General features: G+C 24.2%; 8 protein-coding genes and 1 tRNA gene. 8 read left to right on the top strand and 1 reads right to left on the bottom strand.

The genetic code is table 4. The features are described from left to right. The first annotated feature begins 55 nt into the window (after positions 1-55). From MYPE_RS04500 to MYPE_RS04490, 3 genes are all read left to right on the top strand, one after another. Complete coding sequence (locus MYPE_RS04500; protein WP_011077693.1) at positions 56-271, top strand: heavy-metal-associated domain-containing protein; 216 nt, start codon at positions 56-58, stop codon at positions 269-271. Beyond that, positions 258-2399: a heavy metal translocating P-type ATPase gene (locus MYPE_RS04495; protein ID WP_160162154.1), complete on the top strand. Its 2142-nt coding sequence runs from the start codon at positions 258-260 to the stop codon at positions 2397-2399. The genes MYPE_RS04500 and MYPE_RS04495 overlap by 14 nt, the downstream gene beginning before the upstream one ends. Positions 2400-2522: 123 nt before the next feature. Further along, positions 2523-4430, top strand: coding sequence for a M13-type metalloendopeptidase (locus tag MYPE_RS04490; protein ID WP_011077691.1), 1908 nt, complete (start codon positions 2523-2525; stop codon positions 4428-4430). A 54-nt stretch (positions 4431-4484) separates the two neighbouring features. On the opposite strand, the gene MYPE_RS04485 is transcribed toward MYPE_RS04490, so the two are convergent. Continuing rightward, positions 4485-6077: a formate--tetrahydrofolate ligase gene (locus MYPE_RS04485; RefSeq protein ID WP_011077690.1), complete on the bottom strand. Its 1593-nt coding sequence runs from the start codon at positions 6075-6077 to the stop codon at positions 4485-4487. A gap of 138 nt (positions 6078-6215) precedes the next feature. Here MYPE_RS04485 and MYPE_RS04480 point away from each other — a divergent pair, with 138 nt between their 5' ends. The 5 genes from MYPE_RS04480 (at position 6216) to MYPE_RS04460 (ending at position 11038) form a co-directional block, all read left to right on the top strand. Beyond that, positions 6216-7511, top strand: coding sequence for a DUF2130 domain-containing protein (locus MYPE_RS04480; RefSeq protein WP_011077689.1), 1296 nt, complete (start codon positions 6216-6218; stop codon positions 7509-7511). Between the two features lie 195 nt (positions 7512-7706). Beyond that, positions 7707-8090 (top strand): hypothetical protein, encoded by a 384-nt coding sequence (locus MYPE_RS04475; RefSeq protein WP_011077688.1) that lies wholly within the window; start codon positions 7707-7709, stop codon positions 8088-8090. Positions 8091-8200: 110 nt separating this feature from the next. After that, positions 8201-8275, top strand: a tRNA-Trp gene (locus tag MYPE_RS04470). Between the two features lie 122 nt (positions 8276-8397). Next, complete coding sequence (locus MYPE_RS04465; RefSeq protein WP_011077687.1) at positions 8398-10362, top strand: potassium transporter TrkG; 1965 nt, start codon at positions 8398-8400, stop codon at positions 10360-10362. 286 nt (positions 10363-10648) lie between these two features. Further along, the gene (locus tag MYPE_RS04460) at positions 10649-11038 is read left to right on the top strand and encodes a hypothetical protein (RefSeq protein WP_044891307.1); all 390 of its coding nucleotides are present in this window, start codon (positions 10649-10651) and stop codon (positions 11036-11038) included. Positions 11039-11193 lie beyond the last annotated feature (155 nt).

Genomic DNA, 11193 nt, shown 5'->3' with positions numbered 1-11193 from the left:
ATATAATTTAATCAATACTTATTTTTACTTCATATAAAAAGGTAATGGAGAAATTATGACTAGTTTAAATTTATTTATTAAGAATTTAGAATGTAATTCATGTGCAGTAGCAATTGAAAAAACTTTGTCCTCTTTCAATAAAAATGAACTGTCTTTTTCTGTGATAATAGCTTCTAAAAAATTAAAAATTAATTTTGATGAATCAAAAATTAATAAAGAAGAAATTTTAAAAAAATTAAATGATAAAAAATTTGAATATGAAGAAATTTAAAGACTTGAATTTTAATAAAAATATTTTTCTTATTAAAAAGATTTTTAATAAGAAAGCTAAACTAATAATTTGTGGCTTTCTAACTATTTTTTTATTAATTTTATTTTTTATGATGGTTGCAGTTTATCAAAAAACTGATGCTGTAAGTGTAAATATAGATAATGTTTTAAATAGTGCATATATGCAAATCATCATGTGTATAGCTGCTTTTTTTGTCCAGTTTGTTTTTGGAGTTGAATATTATACAAATTCATACAAAGAAATCTTTAAGTGGAAAGCTTTAGGTATGAATACTTTAATAGCAAGCTCTACTTTAATTAGTTTTATTTATAGCTTTGTATTAATGTTTCTTAAAATATTTCACCCCCATCAATTTCATCATTATCACTCTATGTTTGAATCGGGTGCAACTATTATTATGGTTAGTATGATTGGTGATTTGATTACTGAATCTATTAGAAAAAAAGCTAATAGTGATTTTAATGATCTTGAAACTTTTATAGATCAATATGTATTTGTTTTAAAAGATAATATCCTTATAAAAACAAACATTAAAGATGTCAAAATTGGTGATTTAATTTCTGTACCAAAGGGTGGGAAAATCCCATTAGATTCAAAATTGATTTCTAATAACTCTTTAATCAATGAATCAATTTTAACTGGTGAATCAAGACCTGTTATTAAAAATAAAAATGATGTTTTAATGAGTGGATCAATTAACATTGGTGAGGCTATTAACATTGAAGTCACTAAATTATTAAAAGACTCATACTTAAACCAAATCATTGATAAATTAGAAGACATTCAAGGTCAAAAAGTAAAACTACAAAAAGTTGCTGATAAGATATCTAAGCACTTTATTTGAGTTATTTTCTTTTTATCAATTATTGGCTTTTTAGTGCAATTCTTTTTTGGTGGTGTTTTTCATAATTGATATTCAAATTTAGATTTAAACTATTTAATTACATGAACAAATCCTAGTGGACAAGTTGCTAATGGATTTGTATCCTTTGAACAAATTGCTCAATCAATCTATTTATTTATTACAGTTTTAATTATTGCTTGTCCTTGTGCATTGGGGTTGGCTGCACCATTAGCAATTGCAATAGGATCATCAAAAGCAGCAAAACAAGGAATCTTAATTAACAACATTGATGCTTTTGAAAAAATGAAATATGTAGATGCAATTTGCTTTGATAAAACTGGAACATTAACTACAGGTAATTTTGTAATAGAAAAAACAATTGGTGATTTAAACTCGCTTAATATTATTTATGAGTTAGAAAAAAAATCATTGCATCCACTTGCAAAATCATATGTTAGTTGATTTCAAAAAAATCATGATTCAAATAAGTCAAATAAATCAAAAGAGTTTAAAGAAGATTTAATTAAAGAAATTGCAGGGATTGGAATAGTTTATAAAGAAAACAAAGATGAATATAAAATAACTTCTTTACACTATGCACAAAACAATAAGTTTAAATTTAGTAATGAAATATTAGATAATATAAAAACTTTAGAAGATGACAAATTATATAGCCACATAGTTCTATCTAAAAATAATGTAGTTCTAACTATTGTTGTGTTATCAGATGAGTTAAGAGAAAATGTGGTTAGATCAATTGAGTTATTTAATAAATTAAAAATTAAAACTTATTTAATTACAGGTGATAATCAAAAGGCCACTAGTTATTTATCTAAACATATTAAGTTTACTAAAGTATATTCTCAAGTATCTCCAGATCAAAAAGCTGACATTATTAAAGAGATAAAAGCATCAAAATCTTTTGTTGCTTATGTTGGGGATGGGATTAATGATGTATTAGCATTAGAACAATCAGATTTAAAAATTGTTATGAATGAAGGCTCAGAAATTACTAAGTCTATAAGTGATGTAATTTTAGTAAAAAATGATATCTATAATGTTTATAAATCCATCAAAATTACTTTAGAAACAAGAAAGTTTCTTATCTTTAATTTAATGTGAGCATTTGGTTACAACATTATAACAATTCCATTAGCTATTTTTGGTTTTATTAATCCAATTTTAGCTGCTATCATAATGGCTTTTAGTTCTATTAGTGTATTAGTCAATTCACTACTATTTAAAATCAAAAAAATTAAATAGTTTTACTATAAACTTTTTAAGCTAAAAGATATAAATAAAAATAAAATCAAATTTATAAAAATAATTTTTTAAATTATTTTTTAATAAGATAATTAAAAAATACATAAATAAAAAAGGTCAAATATGAGTAATAATAATTTTAGAATTCAAGATGATTTATATGAATTTGTAAATCATGAAGATTTGAAAAAAAGAGAAATCCCAAGTGACTTACCTACAATTGGTGGTTTTAGGGATTTAGCTATTAGCACAGAAAAAAAATTAACGGCAGAATTTGAACACTTTTCAAAAAACCCTTCTGCAATTGATTCAAAGTTTGTAAAATATGCTGTTGATATTTATAACAAAGCATTATCAAATACAAAAGAACCAAGTGAAGTAAAACATTTATTAGATAGTTATATTTCAAAAATTAAAAGCATTAATTCTGTTGAAGAATTTAATGAAAACTTTTCATACTTTTATAATAATCAAATTCCACTTCCTTTTGTATTTGGAGTAGATGTAGATATGAAATCTACTAAAAATCACTGTTTAGTTATTAGTAGTTTAGGTACTATTCTTCCAGATACTAGTTACTATGAAAAAGGGAATATCAGTAAAGAACCATTATTACAATTATGAAGTAATATGACAAAAGATATTTTAGGTTTCTTCTTTGAAAATAAAGAAGAAGTTAAAACTCTAATTAAAGAAACATTACTATTTGATGAATTAATTTCTAAAATAGTTAAATCAAGAGTTGAGTGAGCAGACTATACTAAAAACTATAATCCAATGGATTTTAATGAAGTTGAAAAACTATTAAAACCAGTTAACTTTAGAAACATTGTAAGCACTGTTTACAATTCTTTACCTGAAAAGATTATTGTATTTGATCCAAGATTCTTAAAAGAATTTAGTAAATTATTTAATGATAAAACTTTCAACTTATTTAAATCATGAGCACTTGTACACTTTATTAATGAATCGAGTGAATTCTTGTGTGATAAATTAAGAATTTTAAGTGGGATATACAGTAGAGGATTATCTGGGGTTAAAGAACCTTATGAAATCAAAAAGTATTCTTTTAAATTAGCTGCTGATAGATTATTGGCTGAACCTATTGGAATTTACTATGGTCAAAAATTCTTTGGTGAAAAAGCTAAAGCAGATGTAATTAATATTGTTAAAGGTCTAATTACTTCATATAAAGAAAGACTTAGCACAAATAGTTGATTGTCTGTAGAAACTAGAGAAAAAGCAATTTTAAAATTAGACAAAATGAAAATTAAGATTGGTTATCCAGATAAATTATCAGAAGTTTATAACCATATTGAATTTGATTCAAATGCTAGTCTATTTGAAATTGTTAAAAAAATTAATCAATGCAAAATTAACTATGAAAATTCATTATTACACAAACCCGTTGATAATAGCAAATGATACATGCCTGGACACTTAGTGAATGCATGTTATAGTCCAACTTCAAATGATATTACTTTCCCAGCAGCAATTTTACAAAAACCATTCTACTCAATTGATCAATCTAGAGCTGAAAACTTTGGTGGAATAGGAGCTGTAATTGGTCATGAAATCTCACATGCTTTTGACAATAATGGTGCACAATTTGATGATGAAGGTAATCTAAATAATTGATGAAAAGAAAGAGACTATAAAAAGTTCCAAGACAAAACTCAAGAAATGATTAAGCAGTTTGATGGACTACCCCTTGGTAAAGGTAAAGTTAATGGTACATTAGTAGTTTCTGAAAATATAGCTGACCTTGGTGGAGTTGCAGCTTCTATTCAAACTATGGAAAGAGAAAAAGCTGTAGACTATAAAAAATTCTTCACTAATTTTGCTAAAATATGAGCTCAAAAAGCAAGACCAGAATATGAACAATTATTATTAACAACAGATGTTCATGCTCCAACTTATTGAAGAACTAATATGCCTCCAAGAAACTTCAAACAATGATATGACACATTTGATGTAAAACCTACTGATAAAATGTATTTACCAGAAGATAAAAGATTATTAATTTGATAGTTAGAAAATAAAAATATTAAGTCTAAATTACAAGGACTTAATATTTTTTTATTTCTATTCATATTTAAATTTGTCAAAATTAATTTTTATTTTTTTAGCATTTGGAACTTTAGGAAGCCCAGGCATTAAAAATGTTTTTGAAAAAATAGGAATTATAAATTTTACGGCATGATTAATTTCAATATCTTCTACATGTATATCATGTTTATTTGTATCCATATATTCATTTTTGATAGACGGAGAATATGGAGTTTTTGCTCCACAAACATAATAATCTTGAATTCAGTTTTCATTATCTTTTAATTTTGCTGTTGCTAAATCACTATATGTTATTGTTGCTCCATTATAAACTTTTGTAGATAAATCATTTATTTTGTTAACTGCATTATCTTTTAAATCGTAGGTTCAATTAATTGGTTTTGGTTCTTGGACTGATTCAATAATAGTTTCAAATAATGATTTATTTTTACTTGCTCCATCTTGTCACATTGTTGAAATTACAGTTTTAGTTAATTCACTTGATTTATTAAATAAATAATCTAATTCATTTTTGTTGTCATCACTAAATTTATTAATAACAATACAAACATTCAGATTTAAATTTTTTAATAAATTAAAATGATGAATTACATTATTAAATCCAATATCTATTTTTTCTTTTTCATCAGTTAAAGGTGAAGTGTTGTTAGAGTTATTTACACCATGATATTTAATAGCTTTTAATGTGATTGTTAAAACTACTAAATTTGGAACTAAGTTTGTTTCTCTACATAAAATGTTAATGAATTTTTCTGCTCCTAATTCACTTCCAAATCCAGCTTCAGTTAATACATATTCAGCTTTGTTTAATCCACATGATAAAGCAATCACACTATTACAACCATGAGCAATATTTGCAAAAGGTCCACCATGCATAATGATTGGATTATTGTCTTGTGAAAATACTAAATTAGGTTTTAGCGCATCATCAAGAATTAACATAATAGAATCAATAATATTTAAATCTTTTACATATATTGCTTTATTAGATTTTGAAAATGCTACTAATGTATTTTCAATTCTTTTTTTAAAATCTGATTTGCTTTTTGCTAAACAAAAAAGAGCCATCAAATTACTAGCGGCAGTTATAGAGAAACTACTATTTATTTTTGTGTTTTTACTTACTTGATAATTAATATCTCTTAATGATCTGTCATTAATATCAATACATCTTTTTCAGATAATTTTTTGTGGATCAATTTCTAAATCAGTATTAAAATATATTTCATTTTCAATTACTGACATAATTAGGTTATTGGCAGCTTCAATTGCATAAAAATCATTTGTGAATCCACAATTTACTTTTTCAGGGTTTTGAATTTCACATTTTCCACTTCCTGTAGCTCCACCCTTAATTCCAAAATAAGGACCCATAGAAGGTTGTCTTAAACATGCAATAGATTCTTTCCCAAAATAATTTAAACAATCATTAATTCCTATTAGTGTTGTTGTTTTTCCTTCTCCTTCAGGAGTGGGATTAATAGAGGTAACTAATATTAATTTACTCTCTAGTTTCTTTGGGATTTCATATTCTTTTTTTACTTTATAAAATTTTCCAAATTTTTCTAATTCTTTAATATTGAAGTATTTAAAAATATTGTTAGTCATAATATATCACCACCACTTTGACAGATATAAATAAAGTTTAACATTTAATAATTTATTAATTAAATGTTAAGTTTCACTTGTTTATTTTTTCTGCTGTCTTATTGATAGAATTTAGTTGTGTTTTAAAAGGAGCATTACATGTCTAAAAAAATAAGTATTAGAGTAAAAGATGTTGATAAACTAGAATTTTATATTAATGAATCTGCACAACCAAATGATTATTTTTCATTAAATGAAGTTAATGAAATTGACTTTAGTGAGATTAAAAAAATTATTGATCAAGAAAAAGATGAAATAGTTAAAAACAAAATTAAAGAAGAAGAAAAAAACTGATTAAATAAATTTAAAAACAGTGATGAATATACATCTTTATTAAAGAAAAACAATGATCTAGCAAACCAAATTAATATTTTAAATAATGAAAAAAATTACATAGAAAAAAGCGCAATAGAGAAAACAAGAAATGATTATTTTGAAAAAATAAAAAATCTGGAGTTTGAAATACAAAAACTTCAAAATGAAAAAAGTAATTTAATTAATGCAAACTCTAATAAAGTAAATGAATTAGAAAAAATTTTTCAATTAAAGCTAGATAATGAAAAAATGAGATTGGTGGATTTCTACAAAGAAGAAATAGGTAAACTGAAAGATTCATATCAAGAAGAAAAAGGGGAATTAGAAAGCAGAATACAAGACTTATTAAGAAACAAATCCACTAATTCTAAAGTTATAGGAGAAGAGTTAGAAAACTGAATTCTTAATAAATACAATGAAACTTTAGGTTTAACAGGTGATTGTGAATTTGAAAAGACAACTAAAGATATAGAAGGGACTAAGCCTGATTTCTTATTTACAGTAATTGATCCTATAACTAAATCTAAATTAGTTAGTGTAATGATTGAAGCAAAATCTGAAGGAATGGATGGAACTAAATCTAAAACTAAAAATAGTCAACATTTTGAAAGATTAGAAATTAATAGAAAAAAATGAAATGCTGATTATGCTATTTTAGTTACAGAACTAGAAAAAGAAGAAACCTTCTCTATTAAAAAAATAAATAATGAAGCCAATAAAAATTCTTTTTTAGCTAGACCCGAATACTTCACTGTCTTGCTTTCAATCATTAGATTGCTTTATATTGAAAAAATAAAAATCATTAAGCACGGTGAAAATCTAAAAGATAAACAAGAATTAATAGATGAATTTGAAAAAATGAAAAATGAAATTTTAACTAATAGTATTAAAAATATATCTGCAAACTTAGACAATATAATAAAAGAATCTGACACTATTTTTAAAGCAGCAGAAAAAATAAGAAATAATGCTAGCACTGCATTAAACTCACATATAAATACAATAAAAAATAAAATTGATAATTTTAAAATCCAAAAGATTTCTAAGACATTAGATAAAGTAAAAAATAGTGAAGAATAATTATTTTTAAATATTTAGAACATTTCTTTAAATTAAATTTAGAGAAATGTTCTTATTTATATAAGAGATAAATATATTAGTTGAATCACTAAGATTTGATATTTAATGAAATTCTAATAATCTTTTTAAAAATACGTTTCTCTTTACTTTTGAAACTGTAAAATAATTAAATAACTATTATAAGGATGTTTATATATGAATACAGAAGAATATAAAAGTACAAATGATTCAAATATAAATAATGAACCAGAAAGAGAAGTTTATAAAGCAAAAAGAATATCTAAATTTGAAAAGATAAAAAATTCTCTTTTTGGTGGTTTAGAAAATTTAAAAAAAGATAAAAAATTTTGAAACACACTTGTTTATATTTTACTAGTTGTAATTATTGCATTAGTTATTGTTGCACTGCTTCCGTTAATTATCTTGGGTTTATTGGTTTGAATAATGTATGAAGCTATCGCCAAAGTTTCTTCTCATGTTCATAAAGAATATCAGGATGTTAAAAGTTATCAGGAAGACCCTATTAACTTTGAAAAAAATAAAAATAATCAATCTGATACTAACAATCAAAATATATAAAAATAAATTTTTATATTATTAACTAATACTTAATATTTAGCTTAAATAATAATTAAATGAATTTTAATTAACAATTATATTCAATCAATTGTATAATTATTTAAGCATGTAGGGGTATAGTTCAATGGTAGAACGGCGGACTTCAAATCCGCGTGTTGTGGGTTCGAGTCCTGCTACCCCTGCCATTTAATACAATAAAAGACACCATTGTTATGTGGTGTCTTTTTTATTTGCTGATATTTCAATTTAATGAATATAATATATTCAATTGATAATATCTGTTACTGAATAAGAGAAATGTATTTATATGAAATTGAATGTCAAGAATATTAAAAGGAAAATTAGAAAACTTCACTTTTCTTTTAAAAACCACCATTTCTTCTTCTCTGATAAATGAAAAAATTTATTAATGATGCATTGAACCTATCCTAAAAAAATATTTTTAGGAATATTGTTAATCTGATTGGTTGGTGCAATTTTGCTATACACACCAATTTCATTCAATTATGAATCTTATCAATACATTAATAATGAATATGTTTTCAATTTAAAAGAAACAACTATTGATCAATATATGAATTCAGCAACTGCTATGCATGAATATCATTTTAATTTTTTAAAAGCTATTTTTACTTCTGCTTCTGCTTTTACAAATACAGGGCTATCTGTTATTCCTTCTGCTGGAACTTATTTATCTTTCTTTGGCCAATTTATTGTTTTTGTTTTAATTGAGATTGGTGGATTTGGTTATATTTCTTTGTTTTATTTAATTGGTAAATCATTAAGAAAAATAACTAAAAAAGATTTATTTGGAACATCACTATTAAATATTGAAAGAGGTGGGACTAAGGTTTCAAATTCTCCAAAAATGATTGTTAGAATCTTTTTTGTTTTTATCATTATTCAAATTGTTTTCTCTTTAATTTTTAGTGGAATGTTTTATTCTATTCCATTTTATGAACAACAATCATGAGCACATTTTATTAATACTAATTCATGAACTCAAATCCAATATAATGTTGGGGGTAAAATTATTCAAATAACACCAGGAGATGGTTTTAATGAAAAAGCAAATGATTTATTGAGTCTTACATTTGATAGCAATACATTAGTAAAAACATATCACAACTATCCTGTTTCATTATGGTATTCAATATTTTTAACAGGATCTGCCGTTAATAATGCTGGGTTTGATTTGTTTGGTTATACTTCTCTTCAATTTTTAAGAAACTCTAATGGAATATCAATTCAAGTTTTAATGTTAATTCTTATTGTAATTGGTGGAATAGGTTTTCCGATTTTATATGATTTATCTAATCAAGTTGAATGATTAATTAAATATAAAATCATGTATAAAATTTTTAAAAAGCAAGAATATGCAAGATTCTTAAAACCTAAGCTTAGCGTTTTTTCTAAACTTTGTTTATGATCTGCACTAATAGTAAGTGCAGTATCATTAGCTATTTTGTATTTAACAGAATATGTTGGTTCAAATAGTTATGTAGGTTTTGAAATGAATGATTCAAACATAATAACAGGTGGATCATTTTTTCAAAATAATATATCTTTAATTAACTACCCTATCAGTGCAAATGTACAGTGAAGTGATGGTTCTTCATCTTTGGTTTCTTTTTGACATGGAGATCCTTCATTAAACAAAAATTTTTCTATTTTCTTTAATTGTATAGCTTCAAGATCTTCAGGTTTTTCAACAGTTAACTTTCAAAACATGACAGAAGCATCAATAGTTGTTTTAGCTATTTTAATGTTTATAGGAACTTCACCTTCGTCAACTGGTGCCGGAATTAGAACTACAACATTATTTATTATGATTAAGTCATTATTAAGTTGATATAGAGGTGTTGAAAAAACAAGTATGTTTAAAAGAAAAATACCTATAAAAACTATCAAAGAATCTTATATGGTATTTTTATCAGCTGTAATTTTGGTTTTAGTTTGCACTTCTATTGTGTTTATAACTAGTGCACATTTAATTAATGGAAAAAACCTAGTTGCAGATGAATATAGTTCATCTAATAAAATATTTAATTTTTCTTCTTTCTTTTTTGAAATTTGTTCTGCTTTTGGTACATCTGGTAATTCAATGGGAATAACTGGTTCTTCTTCAATTCAATGATGGAATTTAGTAATCCTTGTAATATTGATGTATGTTGGTCAAATGAGTATGTCAGCTGCTAACTTATTATTTGCTAGAAAAGTTCCAAAGAAACAAGAATCATTCTATTTAGAAGAAGATATTAGAATTGGGTAATAAAGAGATAAAAACTTTCTTGTTATTTGCTTTAACAAGGAAGTTTTTTTCAAACTAAAAGTAATGAGTTTTTTTAAGAAGAAATATCTATGCCAAAAAAGAGAGAGAGAGATAAATATATTCCTTTTACCTTAAGTGGGAATACTTTATACTAATAAGCAATTGTAAAATTTATATTTAAATTACAATATTTTTCTAGTTGGTGAATTATTTGTTTTTAAATTTACTTGAATTTTTTATCTATAACAATCAATTGAAAACAAAAAGGATTTAAAGGAGTTATTAAATGAATACTTATAAAATTTATAGAAAATCAAAGCATATTTTTGTTTCTACATTAGGTTTTATTTTGTCTATATTTTTTGGATTAATATTTCCATTAATTTATTACAATATTTCTTTTAAAGAGTATTTCACAACAGATTTTTTTAGCACCAATCCATATTACTTTATAATATTTGCTTTATGATTTTGAGTAATGGTAATAACAAATGTAATTGAATATTGGTCTTTAAAAAAATTAACTTCAAATTTAGAAGGTGAATATGCACAAATTAAAAAGATGGGTAGATACCCTTTATTAAATGGATTTATTTGAATAAAAATTTCTAAAGAATATAAAGAATTAAAAAAGAAAACAAAATCTGAATATCCTTCAACTCTTAAAAATATTTAATTAACTAAACATGAATTAAAATTCTTCTATTTATTAATTTAAAGGAAGAATTTTTTTGCTGATTATAAAGTTATTAGCATTTCATAAAAAATAAAAATTTTTAGCATAATGAGAAATTAAAAACCTTATAGATCTAAGACTCTATAAGGTTTTTA

The organism is Malacoplasma penetrans HF-2 (genome assembly GCF_000011225.1).
Lineage (GTDB): Bacteria > Bacillota_I > Bacilli_A > Mycoplasmatales > Mycoplasmoidaceae > Malacoplasma > Malacoplasma penetrans.
The sequence above is the reverse complement of the archived record's forward strand: the minus strand, read 5'-3'. Positions and strand labels throughout refer to the sequence as shown.